The sequence below is a fragment of the Campylobacter sp. CFSAN093224 genome, from assembly GCF_012897395.1.
Taxonomy (GTDB): domain Bacteria; phylum Campylobacterota; class Campylobacteria; order Campylobacterales; family Campylobacteraceae; genus Campylobacter_D; species Campylobacter_D jejuni.
In genome coordinates this window covers 568,481-587,363 of sequence record NZ_CP040607.1, presented here as the reverse complement: position 1 = coordinate 587,363, position 18,883 = coordinate 568,481, and the positions used below count along the sequence as shown (strand labels likewise).

18 protein-coding genes are annotated in these 18,883 nt (G+C 30.3%); 4 read left to right on the top strand and 14 right to left on the bottom strand.

Going from position 1 to position 18,883, the window contains the following annotated elements:
* Positions 1 to 249 precede the first annotated feature (249 nt).
* From hypA to FBF11_RS03035, 13 genes are all read right to left on the bottom strand, one after another.
* Positions 250 to 594, bottom strand: a complete 345-nt coding sequence (gene hypA, locus FBF11_RS03095) for a hydrogenase maturation nickel metallochaperone HypA (RefSeq protein ID WP_002826529.1) — start codon at positions 592 to 594, stop codon at positions 250 to 252.
* Positions 594 to 1,568: a hydrogenase expression/formation protein HypE gene (gene hypE / locus FBF11_RS03090; protein WP_002776344.1), complete on the bottom strand. Its 975-nt coding sequence runs from the start codon at positions 1,566 to 1,568 to the stop codon at positions 594 to 596. Before hypE ends, hypA begins: the two co-directional genes overlap by 1 nt.
* Positions 1,565 to 2,656, bottom strand: coding sequence for a hydrogenase formation protein HypD (hypD, locus tag FBF11_RS03085; protein WP_002776343.1), 1,092 nt, complete (start codon positions 2,654 to 2,656; stop codon positions 1,565 to 1,567). The genes hypE and hypD overlap by 4 nt, the downstream gene beginning before the upstream one ends.
* Entirely contained in the window at positions 2,640 to 2,921 is a 282-nt protein-coding gene (locus tag FBF11_RS03080; protein ID WP_002776342.1) for a HypC/HybG/HupF family hydrogenase formation chaperone, read from the bottom strand. The genes hypD and FBF11_RS03080 overlap by 17 nt, the downstream gene beginning before the upstream one ends.
* On the bottom strand, positions 2,921 to 3,664 hold the full coding sequence (hypB, locus tag FBF11_RS03075; protein WP_002793335.1) for a hydrogenase nickel incorporation protein HypB: 744 nt from the start codon (positions 3,662 to 3,664) through the stop codon (positions 2,921 to 2,923). The genes FBF11_RS03080 and hypB overlap by 1 nt, the downstream gene beginning before the upstream one ends.
* Before the next feature lie 77 nt (positions 3,665 to 3,741).
* Positions 3,742 to 5,931 carry a carbamoyltransferase HypF gene (gene hypF, locus FBF11_RS03070; RefSeq protein ID WP_057096853.1) on the bottom strand — a complete coding sequence of 730 codons (2,190 nt, stop codon included), beginning with the start codon at positions 5,929 to 5,931 and terminating at the stop codon, positions 3,742 to 3,744.
* The gene (locus FBF11_RS03065; protein ID WP_168977452.1) at positions 5,912 to 7,432 is read right to left on the bottom strand and encodes a hypothetical protein; all 1,521 of its coding nucleotides are present in this window, start codon (positions 7,430 to 7,432) and stop codon (positions 5,912 to 5,914) included. The genes hypF and FBF11_RS03065 overlap by 20 nt, the downstream gene beginning before the upstream one ends.
* Positions 7,433 to 7,473: 41 nt before the next feature.
* Positions 7,474 to 8,121, bottom strand: a complete 648-nt coding sequence (locus FBF11_RS03060) for a M48 family metallopeptidase (RefSeq protein ID WP_057032845.1) — start codon at positions 8,119 to 8,121, stop codon at positions 7,474 to 7,476.
* A complete protein-coding gene (locus FBF11_RS03055) occupies positions 8,097 to 9,413 on the bottom strand; it encodes an MATE family efflux transporter (protein WP_002928102.1) in 1,317 nt (438 codons plus the stop codon). The genes FBF11_RS03060 and FBF11_RS03055 overlap by 25 nt, the downstream gene beginning before the upstream one ends.
* 77 nt (positions 9,414 to 9,490) lie before the next feature.
* Positions 9,491 to 10,231, bottom strand: coding sequence for a phosphate ABC transporter ATP-binding protein PstB (pstB, locus tag FBF11_RS03050; protein WP_002776307.1), 741 nt, complete (start codon positions 10,229 to 10,231; stop codon positions 9,491 to 9,493).
* Positions 10,228 to 11,316, bottom strand: coding sequence for a phosphate ABC transporter permease PstA (gene pstA, locus FBF11_RS03045; RefSeq protein WP_002868909.1), 1,089 nt, complete (start codon positions 11,314 to 11,316; stop codon positions 10,228 to 10,230). The genes pstB and pstA overlap by 4 nt, the downstream gene beginning before the upstream one ends.
* On the bottom strand, positions 11,313 to 12,227 hold the full coding sequence (pstC, locus tag FBF11_RS03040; RefSeq protein ID WP_002776292.1) for a phosphate ABC transporter permease subunit PstC: 915 nt from the start codon (positions 12,225 to 12,227) through the stop codon (positions 11,313 to 11,315). The genes pstA and pstC overlap by 4 nt, the downstream gene beginning before the upstream one ends.
* Positions 12,228 to 12,236: 9 nt before the next feature.
* Positions 12,237 to 13,232, bottom strand: coding sequence for a substrate-binding domain-containing protein (locus FBF11_RS03035; protein ID WP_002892318.1), 996 nt, complete (start codon positions 13,230 to 13,232; stop codon positions 12,237 to 12,239).
* 179 nt (positions 13,233 to 13,411) lie between these two features.
* On the opposite strand from FBF11_RS03035, the gene ctf reads away from it, so the two are divergent.
* From ctf to FBF11_RS03015, 4 genes are read left to right on the top strand one after another with little or no spacing between them, the layout of a single operon-like run.
* Entirely contained in the window at positions 13,412 to 13,915 is a 504-nt protein-coding gene (gene ctf / locus FBF11_RS03030; protein ID WP_002852256.1) for a non-heme ferritin, read from the top strand.
* Between the two features lie 42 nt (positions 13,916 to 13,957).
* Positions 13,958 to 15,334: an MBOAT family protein gene (locus FBF11_RS03025; protein WP_002874225.1), complete on the top strand. Its 1,377-nt coding sequence runs from the start codon at positions 13,958 to 13,960 to the stop codon at positions 15,332 to 15,334.
* Positions 15,335 to 16,345 carry a GDSL-type esterase/lipase family protein gene (locus FBF11_RS03020; protein ID WP_057096855.1) on the top strand — a complete coding sequence of 337 codons (1,011 nt, stop codon included), beginning with the start codon at positions 15,335 to 15,337 and terminating at the stop codon, positions 16,343 to 16,345.
* Positions 16,332 to 17,510: an SGNH/GDSL hydrolase family protein gene (locus FBF11_RS03015; protein ID WP_002858547.1), complete on the top strand. Its 1,179-nt coding sequence runs from the start codon at positions 16,332 to 16,334 to the stop codon at positions 17,508 to 17,510. The genes FBF11_RS03020 and FBF11_RS03015 overlap by 14 nt, the downstream gene beginning before the upstream one ends.
* Positions 17,511 to 17,512: 2 nt before the next feature.
* Here FBF11_RS03015 and FBF11_RS03010 read toward each other — a convergent pair whose 3' ends face one another.
* On the bottom strand, positions 17,513 to 18,883 hold the full coding sequence (locus FBF11_RS03010) for a TolC family protein (RefSeq protein WP_052799945.1): 1,371 nt from the start codon (positions 18,881 to 18,883) through the stop codon (positions 17,513 to 17,515).

Here is an 18,883-nt window from a genome sequence, read left to right as displayed (position 1 = left end):
ATTAAAATTTTGGTTTAAATTTTTAGTTTAAATTAAAATATCTTAATAAGAATAAATTTGTATGAAATATTATCAATATTTTTATAATATTTTTAAATTTTATTTAAAATAAATTTAAAAATATATTTTTTTTAGTTTTTGCATTTTTAGATAAAATTTCAAAATTTATGATTTTTTAGCTTGGTTATTAAATATTAAAATAATAATATCGATAAAATATTTACTATTGTAACAAAAACGCCAAATATATTATTTCATCACAAGTCGCATAAGATGTAAGTCCTCACCTTGTATGATTTTATATTCTATACTTTGACATTTAGGACACTTAAAAACATTTTCTTCTAAAATACTTGTTTGATCGCATTTTAAGCATAAAATTTCAAGCGGAGCAAGCTCTATAAAAAGTTTAGCATTTTTGCAAATATTTGAGTTTTCTTTAAAAGTTTCAAAACAACGCTTAAAAAGATCCACTTCTATACCGCTTAAACGCCCGATTTTTACATAAATTTCTTGCACATTACAAGCCTTATTGTTTAAGGCATTTTCTTCGCAAAGTTCGATTAAAGATTCTACTATACTTAATTCGTGCATTAGCAAATTCTTGGTAAAAGTTCGCCTTTAGGACTTTCTAAAAAGCGTTTTGCTCCATAAGCGTTTTGTAAGATCACGCGTGCTTTTTTCTCTTCTAAAACTTCTCCTATAATACTCGCATTTACATTGTATTTTTTTAGAATTTCCAAGGCTTTTAACTCATCTTCTTTTTCCACACAAAGTATAAAAGTGCCTTCATTTGCAAGCTCATACGCTTCGTAACCAAAAAGCTCGCAAAGTCCTAAAACCTCATCTTGAACGATGATTTTTTCTTCAAAGATCAAAAGATCATTTCCACTTTGCTTTGCCCACTCATTTAAAACCGCACTAAGCCCCCCGCGAGTAGCATCTCTCATGGCCACAACCTTTATATCTTTTTCTAAAAGCTCTAAAACCTCTTTATTCAAAGCCTTGCAATCACTTTTAATATCAGCTTCTAGCTCATTTCTTTTGATTAAAACACTAGCTCCATGCCTTCCTATATCGCCTGAAAGAAGTATGCTAAGCCCTGCTTTGATATTTTTACTTTCTTTTTTAGAAATAATTTCACCTAAGGCTGTAGTGTTGATATAAATTTCATCTGCTTTACCCTTAGGAACAACTTTAGTATCGCCACAAACTAACATAACTCCACATTTTTCACATTCTTCTTTAATGCTTTTTAAAATACGTTCTAATTTTTCTAGCTCAAAACCTTCTTCTAAGATAAGCCCTAAGCTTAGATATTTTGGCTTAGCACCCACCATCAAAACATCGTTAATAGAACCACAAACACAAAGTTTGCCTATATTAACCTCTTCATCTAAAAAAATCGGACTTAAAACAAAAGAATCCGTGCTTAAAGCCAAATTTCCCAAAATCGCCGCATCATTATTTGCGTTTAAAATTTCATTATCAAAGATCTTAAAAAGCTTAGTTAAAAGCTCATTCATCTCTTCTCCGCCACCTCCGTGGGCTAAGGAAATATTTTTCATGCATTCACCTTTGAGTATTTATAATACGCCGCACAAGCACCCTCGCCAGAAACCATACAACTTCCTATAGGACTTCTTGGCGTACAAGCCTTGCCAAAAACTTTACAATCATAAGGCTTGGCCAAACCTCTTAAAATTTGCCCACAAATACAGGCTTTGCTTTCATTTTTACTTTGAACCGTACAATCAAATTTTTTACTCGCATCGTAAGCGCTAAATTCTTCTTTTAACTCCAAGCCTCCATCTTTAATAAGTCCTAAGCCACGAAATTCAAAATCACACACCCTAAAGTATTTTTTTACTAAATTTTGTGCTTTAACATTGCCTTCTTTGCTTACGGCTCTTTTGTATTGATTATACACTTTAAAAGTGCCTTCATTGCTTTGTTTTATGATATTTAACACACTTTCTAAAATATCAACTGGCTCAAAACCACTCACCGCTATAGGGGTTTTAAATTTTGCTGCTAAAGGCTCATAAATACCATAACCTGTTATCACACTCACATGAGAAGGACCTAAAAAAGCATTGATTTTTACATTTTCATCATTCATGATCGCTTCTACAGGTGCTGGAACTGTGATATGATTGATATGAAAAAAGACATTATTTATTTTTTCTTCTATAACCTTTTGAAGAAGTAAAGCACTCATAGGCGTAGTAGTTTCAAAACCTATAGCAAAAAAGATGATATTTTTGTTTAAATTTTGCTTAGCAATTTCCAAAACCTCAAGCGGAGAATAAAGCGCTCTAACATCAGCCCCTTTAGCTCTTAAATCCAGTAAAGAAATTTCACTTCCAGGCACCCTTAAAAGATCCCCTAAAGTACAAAAAATCGTATCTTTCATGGAGGCTAACTTGATAGCTGTATCAATGCGAACTCTTGGCATAACACAAACAGGACATCCTGGCCCATGGATAAAGTTAATTTCCTTTGGCAAAATAGAAGGCAAAGCATATTTCATGATACTATGCGTATGCCCACCGCAAATTTCCATGATATTGATAGGATTTTTAAGTTCTTGTTCTATGAGTTTTTTTAAAGCTAAAATGCTTTCTTTATCTCTAAATTCATCGATGAAATTCATTTAAACCCAAATCTCCCTCATCACTTTTTATCTCTCCACTATTCATTTTTTCTACTATTTCTTGATAGGTTTTAATGCTTTCTAGTGCAGCTTCTTTGTCGATTTTTTCCATAGCAACGCCTACATGGATTAATACATAATCGCCTTGTTTTAAAGGTTCATCAATCAAATCCAAATTAACTTTTCTTTTCACGCCTAAAGTTTGTACTAAAGCATTGTTTAACTCATCGATTTCTAAAATTTCAGAAGGTATAGACAAACACATTAAAAAAGCTCCTTTTTAAGTTTAAGCACCTTATACCAAAGCTCCATATTGGTGCCATTTTTTGCATCAAGGGTGATAATATCTGCTCTAGGATTTAATTCTTTAATCAACCTAGTCGCCTCTTTAACATCAAAATCAAAATGATGAGCTAAATCTGCCTTTGTGATTAAAACTATATCAGCCTTTTTAAACATCACAGGATATTTTTGCGGTTTATCGCTTCCTTCGGTAACAGAAAGCAAAACCACATTTAAATGCTCTCCTAAATCATAACTTGCAGGACAAACCAAATTTCCAACATTTTCTATAAAAAGCAAATCCACATCATCAATGGCTAAATGATGCAAAGCCTCATGCACCATAAAAGCATCCAAATGACAGCTTTGCCCTGTAGTGATTTGATACGCCAAAGCTCCGGCATTTTTTACCCTTAGAGCGTCATTATTGGTTTCTAAATCCCCTTCAATCACAGCAATTTTAAGTTCGTTTTTTAAAGCTTTGATCGTACTTTCTAAAAGTGTAGTTTTTCCGCTTCCTGGAGAGCTCATGAGATTGATACAAAGTGTATTTGCTTCATTAAAATGCGCCCTATTATGCTTGGCTTCTTCGTCATTTTTACTTAAAATTTTAGAAATCACTTCTATGGTTTTGCTTTCTTTTAGGCTTGGATTTTCATGATGATGATCGTGATGATGACCATGCGTATGGCTTGAATTTATAGAGCAGCCGCAATCTTTACACATTTTCTTTCCTTCTATATTTTTTGTTTCATTTTAACCTTAAAAGCATTAAAAAATTATGAGTTTTTAGAATATTTGCTTTATTTTTCTAAATTTAAAAAATGCACCATTTGTCCTAAGGCTATGGAGCTATCATTACAAGGGTACTTTAAAGGTATAAAAAAATCAAAATTTTTAGCTTTTAAAATTTCAAGCAAGGTTTTGTTTTGAAAAACCCCTCCGCTTAAAAGCACTTTTAAATCATAATCTTTGCTAAAATCTATGATAAAATTTGCCAAGGCATTAAACATACCTGTAATCGCCTTAGTTTTTTCATCTTGCAAAGCCCCTAGGATTAAATTTTTAAAATTAACCTGCCCTTTTTCTACAAAAAGCTTATAAGAAAAATCAAGATTTTTATCATAAAAAGCTTCACACATTAAGCCAACTTGAGCTTCATAAGAAATTTTTTCTAAGTTAAAAACAATACTTCCAAAAGCATCGATAATGCGTCCTAAAGAACTTGTTTGTAAGTTAGAATGAGAATAAATTTTTTTAAGATTTTTAAGTTTAATTTTTGGAATTTTTGCTAAAAAATCCTTAGCCTTATCTTCTAAATCATAATGAAAAATAAGACTTAAGGCTAAATTTTGTATATTTTTAATATCACTATTGATAAGGGTAAAATTTTCAAAATGTGCAATTCTTTCATATTCTTTTAAATTTCCTACAAAAACTTCTCCACCCCAAATTTTACCATCTTCGCCATAACCTGTTCCATCACAAATAAAAGCTAAAGCCTTTTCATCTTTTGCAAAATTTTCTTCGTATTCAAAATAAGCCGCACAAAAATGCGCATAATGATGAGAAATTTTAATCCTTTCTTCAAATTCTTTTGCATAGCTAAAATGCGGGTGTTTATCGCACAAAATCGCATCAAATTTCAAATCATAATTTTGTTTAAAAAATTCTAAAAGTTTAAAAAATCTCTCATGCACATCAAGACTTTTCAAATCCCCTATATAAGGAGAAATTAAAAGTTTATTTTCATAAAAAATCACAAATTCATTTTTAAGTTCCGCACCTAAAGCTAAAAAAGTGCCTTTTTTATTAAAATTTCTTTCCAAATAAAAAGGATTTAAACCCCTTGAAGTACGCAAAAACATAGTTTTGCCATTTACCACTTGAGCTATGCTGTCATCACTTGCATTGATAATTTCCCTATCATAATCCAAATAAAAATCAAAAACTTTATCAAGTTTTTTACACAAATTAAACTCATCTTTAATAATACTTTCTCCGCTTAAATTTGCACTCGTTGCTACAAGGCTTCCTTTAAAATACTCAAAAAGCAAAAGATGTAAAGGTGTATAAGCTAACATAATGCCGATTTTATCAACATCAGGAGCGATTAAAGAAAAGGCTTTTTTTGCCTTTAAAATCACAATAGGAGCCAAAACCCCACCAAGCAAAGCTTCTTCCTTTTCATCTATAAAGGCAAGTTCTTTAGCACTTTGTAAATCTTTACACATCAAAGCAAAGGGTTTTTTGGGGCGATTTTTTCTAAGTCTTAGAGTTTTTAAAGCTTCTTCATTAAACGCATCACACATGAGATGAAAACCGCCCATGCCTTTAATGGCTAAAATTTTACCTTCCTTTAAAAACTTCGCACTTTGTATAAAAGCTTCTTGATCTTTGGCTAAAATTTCACCCTTTGGATTTTTAAGAAAAACATTGATTTTGCATTTAGGACAACTAATAGGCTGGGCATGAAAACGCCTATTTTTAGGATCTTCGTATTCGCTTTTACAAAACTCACACATCAATAATTCTTGCATAGAGGTATTAAATCTATCATAAGGAAGACTTTTTATAATACTAAAGCGTGGCCCACAATGTGTGCAAGTGATAAAAGGATATAAAAAGCGTGGATTTTTTTCATCAAAAAATTCTTTTTTACACTCCTTACAAAACGCAAAATCGCTTAACATAGGCGTGCTTTTTGTATTCTCTAAAGAAGGAGTAATGCTAAAATTCTCATAGTTTGAAATTGAAATTTGCGTCATTATAAGCTTATCTATTCTTGCTAAAGGTGGAAGATGATTTTTTAAATTTTCTATGAAATTTTCACATTCTTTTTGAGTGCAAGCAAGGATGATTTCTATCCCAAAACCATCATTTCTTACTTCTCCAAAAAGCTTTGATTTCAAAGCTAGTTCATAAACTAAGGGGCGAAAACCCACCCCTTGAACTAGACCTGAAATTTTGATCTTATACCCTAAGTGGCGCATCGCTTAACTGACAATTTTTAAGATGTTTTAAAGTATTTTTAAGTAAAGATTTATGTTCAAACAAAGATCCACTTATAAGTGCTAAATCACTTTGCTTTTTCTCTCTTAATTCATCATAAGTATCACGCAAGAAATAAGCCAAACTCTCAACCGCTCCATAAGCGATATTAGCACTATCTACACCTGCTAACATAAAACTCATGGCAGATCTTAAAGTCCTTGTATAATCAAAACTTTTATCTTCTTTCAAACGATAATCAATCTTTACTCCACGAGGCATTTTTGACTCATCAGCGATTTTTAAAAGCTCACTAGCACTCTCTTGTAAATTTCTACCCAAATTTAGCACTCTACCCAGCAAGCCAAGCAAGGAATAAAAATTGTTTTGAAGCTTAAAATTTTCATCTAAAAGAGGAAATTCCTTGTTAAAATTTTCTAAAAGCCTTGCACCAATTTCATCTTTTTTAATCTCTTCATAAAGTTCTTTGCTGTGTTTTGGTAAGCAAAGTTTAAGTAAATTAAGCTCTTTATTGATAAGCAAAATATCTTCATAATCCTTACTTAGCTCTAAAATAAAAGCTTTTTCTTTATAACGGCTTACAAGATAAGAAATTCTTGCCATATTTTTATCTTCTTTAGAAAAAATAAGCTCTCTTGCCTTAGCATTGATAAATTCAAAACCCTCTAAAACCACCACTTGCTCATCTAAAGCACTGATATAAAAATCTTTTTGATATTCTTCTATCTTTTTTACGCTTAAAAATTTATATTCATTTTCAAAAAGTTTTAAACCTAAAGCAAAACAAAACAAATCCCTAGCAAGTCTGATTTTAAAATCATTAAAATCAAGATTGTGATTTTTTCTAAACATAGCATTAAGCCTTAGCTTCATCAAAGGTTTTTCCAAACTTGCAAGAAGTTTTAAATTTTCATTTGAACAAACAAAAACTGAATTTATAGCCTTAATATCACAAGAAAGTAAAAAATCTCCTATAAATTCGTTCTTAAACAAAGAAAATTCATAAATGCCGTTTTTATCTTTCAAATAAATCTTTTTTTCTTGACTTAACAAATCAAAAGCAAGATTTAAAAAAGTATTGAAATTTTCTTCATTGATTTTTTCAAATTCTGATAAATTGCTTGAAAATTCACACTCACAAAACACGCCCCATTCGTTTTTGTTTAAAAGTTTTTTTTCTTGATAAGCATTAGAATTTAAATGAGTAATATAAGAAAATCTTGAAAATTCTTTATCTTCTGGTATACAAGGGTTAAAACCCTGCCCCGCTTTTACATCAAATTTTTTCAAAAAAACGCTATGACTCATGAAATTCAAAGAATCACAAAAAGTCTTTAAATTTTCTTCATCTGCATCGATAGAAAAATGATAAGTATTTTCTTCTTTACTAAGGGTGTAGTTATAATTTTTCGCATAAAAACGCAATAAATATTCAAAAATATCATTATCCGCATTATAAATAAAATCAAAATCCAAAGTCATATTATGCCTTTTTTGAAAAATAAACTATAAATATAACATTTTTAACTTAAAAATTCTTTCTCTCTTTGCCTAAAATCACTCATAAAATGCTCTATAAAAGTATAAAATTCTTTGCTATGATTGGGGAATTTTAAATGGCTGATTTCATGCAAAATCACATATTCAATAGCTCTTAAACTCTTTTGAATGAGTTTTAAATTTAAATTAATATAAGCTTTATTGTGATTACATGAACCCCAACGCGTTTTCATATTTTTAATGCTTAAATGCGTGTAAAATAAGCCTGTTTTTTTACTCCATTTTTTAAGATAAAAAGTAAAAATCTTTTTAGCATTTTGTCTTAAAAATAAATCCAATTTTGCTTTATTTTGACAAAGAATTTTATCTTTATTAAAATAAGTTTTTTTGACATTTTCATCAAAAATAATTTTATATTTTTTAGCTAAAAAGATTAACTCATCATCTTTTAAGGCTTTTTTTTCAAATCTTTTTTTTGCCTCATTCATCCAAGAACTTGATTTATCTAAAAACTCATAAACGCTTTTAAAGGTGCAAAAATAAGGAATGCTAAGAACAAATTCACCCTTTTCATTTAGCCTTAATCTTAAAGTTTTTATGCATTTTTTAGAATAAAAATAGCACTCATCTTTATAAATAAATGATTTTAAACTAGAGCTTTGCCTTGCCATTTTTTACTTTTCCATCTGTATGAATTTACCATTCCACGCAAAAACTCATCTGCACAAAATCCTATCCAAACCCCTAAAATTCCAAGATTAAAATGAAAACAAAGCACATAACCCACAGGCAAAGATACCCCCATCATAAAAACAAGTCCGCTAAAAAATGGAAACTTAGCATCGCCACTTGCGCGCAAGGAATTAACCATAACTATATTAAAAGTTCGTGAAATTTCAAGAAAGATTGAAAGAGCAAATAAAGGTATCATTAAATTTTTTAGCTCTTCTTTAAGCCCTAAAATTTGCATAGTAAAATCTTGACAAAGATAGTTTAAAAACGCCACTAAAGCACTCGCTATTACACTAAAATATAAAGCACGCCAAGCATGTTTATAAGCTATATTTTCATATCTAGCACCGATTAATTTACCTACTATGATTTCATTAGCTATGCTCGTAGCTTGTCCTATAAGCATGATAAGCATTGAAATTTGAAAATAAATCGTTTGCACACTCAAACTCGCCTCGCCTAAACTTGCTACAAAAGCAAAAGCTATAGTGTATTGGACTATCCACAAAAGATTTTCCCCTGCTGAAAATCCTCCTATATTTAAAACCTTTTTTAAAACTTCTTTTTCAAGTTTTATCATTTCTTTGATTTTAAGATGAATTTTAAGTTTATAAAAAAGTATCGCAAACAAAGCAACTATAGCAACAATGCGAGCAAAAATATTACTAAGCCCTATTCCAAAAAGTTCTGACTTTGTATAATGCAAAACATAATAATTTCCACAAATCACCACTATATCCATCAAAAAACCTATAAACATGACCCAATAAGCCATATTATAAACCCTTACAATAGCAGCTAAAACAATACCTATGGCATCAAAAAACAAACAAATTGCAAGCATATGTAAGTAAATTTCGCTATCTTTGAGCAATTCTTGTGGAATTTTTAAAAGATAAAGCAAATACTCCCCATGCCATAAAATAAGCACACCGCATACAAAGCCTAAAAGTGCATTTAAGAACAAACTTTGATGAATCACTTTTCTTGCTAAAACATGATCTTTTGCACCAATTGCTTGTGCGATCACCACGCTACAACCCACGCTTAAAAATGAAAAAATAGTGATAAAAAGATCTAAAATTTGATTTCCAGCCCCCATAGCACCGACAAGAAAATTAGAATAATGCGACACCATAGCGGTATTGATAATCACGGTTAAATACTTAGAAAGCAAATCCCAAAATATAGGAAAACTAAGTCTTGTTAAAGAGAGTTGTTTTTTTGCCATGATTAATGCCTTAAAAGATAAAAGGCAAATTTTAACAAATTTTTCTTAAAATAAAACCGCTAAAAATAGCGGTTTTATTATCCAAAAGCACCACTTAAATAAGCTTTGGTTTTTTCTTGCTTTGGATTTTCAAAAAATTCCTTGCTTTCTCCAAATTCTATAAGCTCACCTAGGTGAAAAAATGCTGTATAATCAGCTACGCGTTTGCCTTGTTGCATATTATGCGTAACCATGATCATAGAAAGATTATGGCTTAATTCTTTCAAAAGCTCTTCAATCACGCCTGAACTTATAGGATCAAGTGCAGAAGTTGGCTCATCTAAAAGCAAAAGTTTAGGTTTGATCGCTAAAGCTCTTGCGATACAAAGACGTTGTTGTTGTCCGCCTGAAAGAGCTAGGGCATTTTGCTTTAATTTATCTTTAACCTCTTCAAAAAGCCCCACTTTTTGCAAGCAATCCACCACCAAAGCTTCTTCTTCATCTTTGTTTTTAATCATACCATGAAGTTTTGGTGCATAAGAGATGTTTTCATAAATGCTTTTTACAAAAACATTAGGTTGTTGAAAAACCATGCCTACATTTTTACGCAAGGCTACTACATCTTGATTTTTAACATCTTTTCCTTCAATTTCCACTAAACCATCGATTTTTGCAATTTTATCATTCATTCTATTAAAACAGCGCAAAAAAGTGGATTTACCACATCCTGAAGCACCGATGAGTGCAGTAATTTTGTTTTGCTCTATTTGCATATTGATATCAAATAAAGCTTGTTTTTTTCCATAAAATAAATTTAAATTTGTTGTTTTTGCTATCACTTTAATTTTCCTTGAAAATATTTTCTTAATAATATTGCACTAAGATTTAACACAACTAAAAGTCCTAAAAGCACAATAATACCCGCTGCTGTTCTTTCTAAAAATGCACGCTCTGGCATAGCCGACCATGAGTAAATTTGAGCAGGTAAAACGCTAGTTGGATCAAAAATCGAACTAGCTACATCAGGGATAAATGCTATCATACCGATAATCATCAAAGGTGCAGTCTCGCCTATAGCCCCTGCTAAAGTCAAAATAGAACCTGTTAAAATCATAGGCATAGCCAAAGGTAACATAATACCTTTTACCATTTGAACCTTTGTCATACCTAAGGCATAAGCAGCATTTTTCATATTGATATCCACACTTTTTAAGGCCGCTTTGGTTGAAACAATGATAATAGGCAAACTCATGATCGCCAAAGTAAGCCCACCCACTAAAGCACTTGAACGAGGCATTCCAAAAAGATTGATAAACACTCCAAGTCCTAAAAGTCCAAACAAGATACTAGGAATACTTGCAAGGTTGTTAATACACACTTCTATAAAATGTGTAAGGATATTTTGTGGTGCAAATTCTTCTAAGTAAATTGCCGCTGCAACGCCTATAGGAACACTCACAACCATACAAACAAGCATAACAAGCAAAGTCCCTATAACTGAAGATAAAATTCCTGAATTTTCAGGAGATTTTGAGTCCCCATTTAAAAAGAAATTGCTATTAAATTTAAGCTCTATCTCGCCTTTTTGTACAAGATCATCGACTAAAGTTCTTTGTTTTTCACTAAGGCGATTATATTTTTGCTTCATATATTGATCTACTTCTGAATTTGCCAAAAGCCAAGATTTTTCAGCGATTTGTCCTGTTCTTATTTTTCTTTGTTCTGCGCGAGATAAAAGATCATAAGAAGGAGAATTTCTATTAGCCTCTACAAAAATATAGGTTTGCTTAAAAGCAGGAAATCCAAGATAAGCCACACTTCCTAAAAAGATACAAAGAAAAATTAAATTAATATAAAGCCCCATTTTACAAAGTCTTTTAAAAGACTTTGAAGCTTTTTGTCTTTTTTTAAAAAGTTTTTTCATAAATTTTTCCTTTTGTGAAAGCGATTGATAAGATAAACGCTAAACATATTGATGATTAAAGTGATGACAAAAAGCACCAAACCTAAAGAAAAAGCACTTAAAGCCAAAGAACTATCAAAAGCTTGATCTCCACTTAAAGCTTCTACGATTTTTACCGTTACCGTTGTCATATCTTCTAAAAAATTTAAAGTTAAATTTGGACGCAAAGAAGCTGCCATCACCACTATCATAGTTTCGCCTAAGGCTCTTGAAAGTCCTAAAAGACAAGCTGCAACTATACCAGGAATAGCCTCAGGTAAAATCACGGCAAAAACCACTTCTTTTTTTGTCATACCTAAAGCATAAGCGCCATTAATCCTTTTCTCGCTTACTGCTTCAATGCAATCTTGAGATAACGAAGCCACTATAGGTACTATCATGATCCCCATGATAAAACCTGCGCCTAAAGCACTTTGAAAGCTTGCTTGTATGCCAAATAAAGAAAAAAACCACACTATAAAAGGCGCTACAACTATAGCCGCAAAAAATCCAAAAACAACAGTAGGAATCCCTGCAATGATTTCTAAAATAGGTTTTAAGTAATTTTTAGATTTTTTGCCAGCAAAAACACCTAAATATATAGCACACATAACCCCTAAAGGTAAAGCCGTTAGCATAGCAATCAATGAAATATAAAAAGTTCCCCAAAAAAGCGATAGCGCCCCAAAAACACCTTGTTTACTCGTGCCATCTGCATTCATAAAAGCTGCATCAGCTGCCCACTGACTTGAGAATAAAAAGGTAACAACGCTTTCTTTTTGAAAAAATTTTAAAGCTTCAATTAAAATTGTAAGCATGATAGCAAAACTTACTATCACGCTTACAAAAGCACATAAAAAAAGTGCAAATTTGATTATTTTTTCTTTTAACAAAGTTTTTCCTTAAAAAACTTTTCCAGCTTTTACAAGCTCATCATTTAAAATTTTTCTATCTTCTACGTGTTTTTGAGAAGCTTTTAATTTATCATCACTCAAAGGAACAAGTCCTATTTTTTCAAGCTCTCCACCACTTTTTGCCAAATCATCACTCATATAAATTTTTGCAAAATCAAAGGCTTCTTTTGGATTTTTCTTAGCATTGATATAAATAAACAAACTTCTTGCAAGTTCGTATTTTTCATCTGCGATGCTTTCTTCGCTTGGCGTAACACCATCTATATTAGCAGCATTGATTTTGTCTGAATTGCTCACTAAAAAGCTATAACCAAAAATTCCAAAAGCATCCTTATCAATAGTAAGTTTTGAAACGATTAGATTATCATTTTCACCACTTGGGATATAAGCACCATCTTGGCGTATGGTTTTATACTCGCCTTTATACTCAGGAATTTTTTTAGACACATCACTCATTACAAGCTCTTCTATAGTATCTCTTGTTCCTGAACTTGATGGTGGACCATAAACACTAATTTTACGATTTGGTAAATTTTTATTGATTTGATTCCAGTTTGTATAAGGATTTGGTATAAGTTTTCCATTTTGTGGAATTTCTTTTGCCAATGCTAAGAAAAGTTCTTTTTTTGTGATATTTAATGGAGCATTGGTTTTATTTTGAGCTAAAACTATACCATCATAACCTATCATCATCCCTACTATATCAGTTACCCCTGCTTTTTTGCAAGTTTCAAATTCGCTTAATTTCATAGGTCTTGAAGCATTAGAAATATCAGTAGTTCCTTCACAAAATACCTTAAATCCACCCCCTGTTCCCAAGCTCTCTACTATAGGAGTTTTTGTATTTTTGATCGAAGCATATTCTTCAGCTACAAAAGAAGTAAAAGGATACACAGTCGATGAACCTGCGATTTTTAAATCTACTGCATTTAAAGCACCACAAAGTGCAAGACTTGCCACACTTAAAGATAGAATTTTTTTCATTTTTTCTCCTTAACTTTAAAAAAGCAATGGAAGTTTAAAAAAACTTGGAAACATTTTGGAAACATTTTTTATTTTGTATTTTTCTTAAATATAATTTTTAACTATCAAAAAATTTAGCTTGTTTTTAAAAAAATAATATATCATTATAAAACATTTTAAATTTTAATAAGGAGATAAGAATGCTTTCTAAAGAAGTTGTAAAATTACTCAATGAACAAATAAACAAAGAAATGTATGCGGCAAACTTATATCTTAGTATGAGTTCTTGGTGCTATGAAAACAGTCTTGATGGAGCTGGAGCCTTCTTGTTTGCACATGCAAGCGAAGAAAGCGATCATGCTAAAAAGCTTATCACTTATCTTAATGAAACAGATTCTCATGTAGAGCTTCAAGAAGTAAAACAGCCTGAACAAAATTTCAAATCTTTACTTGATGTTTTTGAAAAAACCTATGAACACGAGCAATTTATCACAAAATCAATCAATACTTTAGTTGAACACATGCTAACACATAAAGACTATTCTACTTTTAATTTCTTACAGTGGTATGTAAGCGAACAACACGAAGAAGAAGCACTTTTCCGCGGTATAGTTGACAAGATTAAGTTAATCGGAGAACACGGAAATGGACTTTATTTAGCTGATCAATACATCAAAAATATTGCATTAAGCAGAAAAAAATAATCTTTGCCCTACTATGGGCAAATCTCGCTTTGGATTGAAGGTATGACTTATTTTTCTCTAGAATTTAGTATTTTAATGATAGCTTTTTTTGCTATTTATTGGACTTTTAAAAATAATTATAAAATACAAAATATTTTAATTTTAATTTTCTCTTATATTATTTATATTTTAATCAATCCTTATTTCGCCTTGGTTTTATTTATATATACCTTTTTTATACACTATTTTGCCTTGCTAATTTTTGTGCGTCGCAAGCGTTATATTTTCGCTACTTGCATGGCTTTTATTATTTTAAATTTATGTTTTTTTAAATACTTTCCTAGTATCAAAGGAAGTGTTGATGAGATATTAAATTTTTTCGGTTTAGAATTTTTAAATATTGATTTAGTATTACCAATAGGAATTAGTTTTTATACCTTTACTTCTATTACTTATCTTGTAGAAGTTTATCAAAAACGCCGTTTAGAAAGTTTTTTAAATTTAGCAACCTTCTTATCATTTTTTCCAACACTACTTTCAGGGCCCATTATGCGAAGTTCTTTTTTCTTTGAACAGGCCTATCAAAAACGCGAATTTAAACATGCAAATTTAATCATCATCTTGCTTGTTTTTGGTATAGTTAAAAAAGTTTTAATAGCCAATTACCTTGGAATTTATGCTAAAAGTATTTTAGACTTTCCACAATCTTATAATTTCATACAACTTTTAAGCGCAATTTACGCCTATGCAATTCAAATATACTGCGATTTTAGCGGATATGTTGATTTAGTTTGTGCTTTTGCTTTAATGTTAGGTTTTACCCTTCCGCCTAACTTTAACATGCCTTATCTTGCAAAAAACCTAAAAGATTTTTGGGCTAGATGGCATATCAGTCTTTCAACCTTTATAAGAGATTATATCTATATACCTTTAGGGGGCAATAGAAAAGGAATACCACGCACTGTAGCTAATATACTCATCGCTTTTATACTTTCAGGTATGTGGCATGGCAATACACTTGCTTTTATTGTTTGGGGTTTATTGCATGGTATTGGCATAGTTTTTCTACATTTGCTAACTTTAAGCAAATTTAGTTTACAAAAAATTCCAGCTTTAGGAAGATTTTTAACCTTTCAATTTGTATGTTTTACTTGGATTTTCTTTTATTATAGCAAAAATCTAGAAGATGCAATAGAATATTTTAAAGCTTGTTATTATAATTTCTTCCAAATTCCATCCTATAATGATATTTATATGTTGGTTGCTTTTGGGGTTCTTTTTATGATCTATCCTTTATTTATTAATTTTAAAGAATATTGCATTAAGATTTTAAATCTTACTCCATTTTTACTAAAACCTTTTATCATAGCTTTTATTTTACTTTTGGTTTTTGCTTTTATGCCAGATGGAATTCCTGATTTTATTTATTCGAGTTTTTAGATGAGTGTGGTTAGATTTTTCTTTATTTTGATTATAGTGCTTGGCTTGGTTGTTGTAGTTATGAATCAGAGTATTAGCTCTTATATAGAACAAAAATATCACTTTGCATTCTATCCTCATAATGATCTTTTAAAAGAAGCCAATGGCTTCAAAATTAAATTAGAACAAATTCGTGCAATTTTAAGCAACGAACCCTTGCCTCAAACTAATGAAGAAACTACAAATCAAGAAAATAAATCAATAGATGAAAACTTAAGTAAAATAGATAAAGTTCTAAACACTTTAGAAAATGATGAAAACACTTCTCATAAAGAAACAAATCTAACCTTAATCCAAGATGCAAATATTAGTTTTATCGACAATACCAAATTAGAGCTACAAAATGGAGATGAGTTTTTATTTATCGGAGATTCTTTAATGCAAGGTGTTGCAATAGCCTTAAATAGAGATTTAAGAAATTTAAATCTTAAGGCAACCGATCTTAGTAAACAAAATACAGGCCTTTCTTATAAATCCTATTTTGACTGGTCAAAAGCCACCAATGAAGCTTTTATTAAAAACTCAAATATTAAATATCTTGTTGTTCTTCTTGGCGCTAATGATCCTTGGGATATTAAAAAAGGAGGAAATTACCATCGTTTTGGCTCCCCTTCTTGGATAGATATTTACACAAGTCGTGTAGATGAAATCATTAAAATCGCTAAAAAACATAAAGCCAAAGTTTTTTGGTTTGAAATCCCTCCTGTAAAAAAAGAAGATTTGAACAAAAAAATACAAGTGCTCAATAAAATTTACAGCGATGAAATTCTTAAAAATAAAGAAATTTTTATCAACACTAAGCTATTTTTTAGTGTCAATGATGAATACTCAGCTTATATAAAAGATGAAAACAATAGAAGTATAAAAGTAAGAACAGATGATGGGGTTCATTTTACTCCAAGTGGTGCAAGAGAAATGTCTAAACTTTTATTAGAACACATAAAACTTAAGGAAGAAAATGCTAGTAAATAAATTTAAAATTATCTTATTGTTTTTTATTATTTTTACTAGCTCTTATGCACAAAATTTAAATACAAATGACACAATAGATTCCATACTCAATCAAAACAAAAATCACTCTGCTTTAACAAGTTATGTATTAAAAAAAGATCTTAAAAATCTAGAAAAAAAATTAGAAAAAAATCAAAACATAGGAATTAGAATTTATGGAGATTCTCATATGGCGGCTGATTTCTTTCCGCGTGTCATAAGAGGATATTTAATCCGCTCTAACTCTATAGGTTTTGCCTATCCTTTACAGCCCAAATATCAACAAAATCTTAATCTTGTTTATTCTTATAAAAACTTTGAAATTTTAAACTCAAGAAATCCTGCTAATGCTGGACATAATTTTCCATTAGGTGGGATAATAGCCAAAGCAAAAATCAAAGGCGCAAAAATCAACCTTGATACAACCTTAGATAAAAAAAAATTCAAGATAGGATTTTTATTTAAAGCCAAACAAAATACCAATGCTTTTAGCATCAAAGATGCAAAAAATCAAAGCTATGAGTTAAGAACTACACAAATTAACAAATGGTCTTATAAAGAACTAGAACTTGATCTTCCTTTGCAAATTTCAGCCTTACAAAAAGATGCTGAGCTAGGAGGATATTTCATCACAAATAAAGATAATAATGTTTTCTTAGATACCATTGCAATCAATGGTGCCAAAAGTGATTTATGGCTCTCTTGGAATCAAACAGTTGTAAAAAAAGAACTAGGACTTTTACACAATGATTTAATTATTCTTGCCTATGGTTCTAATGATGCACTCTTTAAAGGGTTTGAAAAACAAAAATTCAAAAATAATTTAAAAAAATGGATTAGTATTTTAAAAACTTACAATAAAAACGCTGTTATCATGCTAATCTCTCCACCAACTGTAGTTCAAAAACAAGGTAAAAACTACAAGCTTGCTCCTGATTTTTTTACCATACGCAAAGCATTATATGAAGTTGCTAAAGAAGAAAAAACTCTTATTTTTGATATGCATCAGTTTATGCAAGATAGTGGGGGAAAAAACAAATGGATAGAACAAAAGCTTTCGCTCAATGATGTACATCTTACTATAAAAGGCTATGAGCTGATGGCTAAAAAGTTACTCGAGGATTTAAAAAATATCATTGATTATTAAATTTAATACTTAAGAAATTCTAAGTTTTCATCATTAAAACTTAAAGCTGTGATTTGATAGTAAGAATTAATGGTTTTTAAAAGATTAAATCTAGCTCTTAAAAATTCTTGCTGGGTAGAATTTAAAGTATTGTTTGCATCCAAATAATCTTTTAATTCACTTTTTCCTAAAATATATTTTTCATAATACGCCTTAGTGATAAGCTCTTGTTTAATGTTAATATTTTGCAAATTTTGCAAAAGCAAGGTGTCGCTTTGATAATCTTTATAATTCAATGCAAATTCATTCATCGCACTTTGCAAGGCTTGCTCATAAGAAATTAAAAGTTGCTCATAAGTAAATTGTGAAATTTTGATATTTTGCTTTACTCTACCATAATCTAAGAAAGGTAAAGAAATCTTAACATTGCCACTTAAAATTTCAAATTTAAAACTATCATCAATTTTTTTATCACTCCCACTTAATGCTCCACCTAAAGAAATACTAGGCAAAATAGATTTTTGCATAGAAGAATAATCCTTAAAGGCTGATTTTAAGCTATTGAGTTTAGATCTCACATCTGCACGATACGCTAAAGCTTTTAAAGGTATATTAAAATCAGGACTTAAGGTTTTAAAATCATTTAAAGATAAAGTTTTAAAATACTCTATATAAGCAAAACCTTCTTGCTTTGCCAATAAATCTTGTAAATTTTTTATGAGTAAATTACGATTTTGATCATTGCCTAATAAATTTTGTTTAGCTCTTAATAAGCTTTGTTCTATGTTTAAAAGATCTAATTCTTCTATTTTTCCAAGCTTGTATTTATAATTATAAAGCTCTTTCATTTGTTCTAAATTTGAAAGATAAGCTCGAAGCAATTTATCTACATCGTTAAAATAAGCCAGCTCAAACACATCATTTAAAGCTGTATTGATCATACTTATTTTTAAATTTTCAAGATCATAAGCACTTGCTTTTGCACTAAATTCACTCGCACTTGCACTATCTCTTAATTTGCCATAAATATCAAGCTCATAGCTTAAATTTAAAGAATTATTGAAATTTTTACTTTGTTTGCCTGAATTTAAATCTTTATCTCCACCAAAACCCAAATTTCCACTTAAAGTCGGATATAAATCATAATCAATCAAATCAGCTCTAGCCAAAGCCGAAAGCAAAGTTTTTCTAGCAATATTAATATCACTATTATTCAATAAAACAAAATTTAGAAATTCATTTAATTTTGCATTATCATAAGATCTATACCAATCATAAGTAAGATTTAAATCTTTCATTTGTTCTTGAGTTAAATCAACTTCTTTAGGCAAGCTAAGTTTTACACCACAAGCGCTCAAGAAAAATGCTAAAAAAATGCTAAGTATTATTTTCAT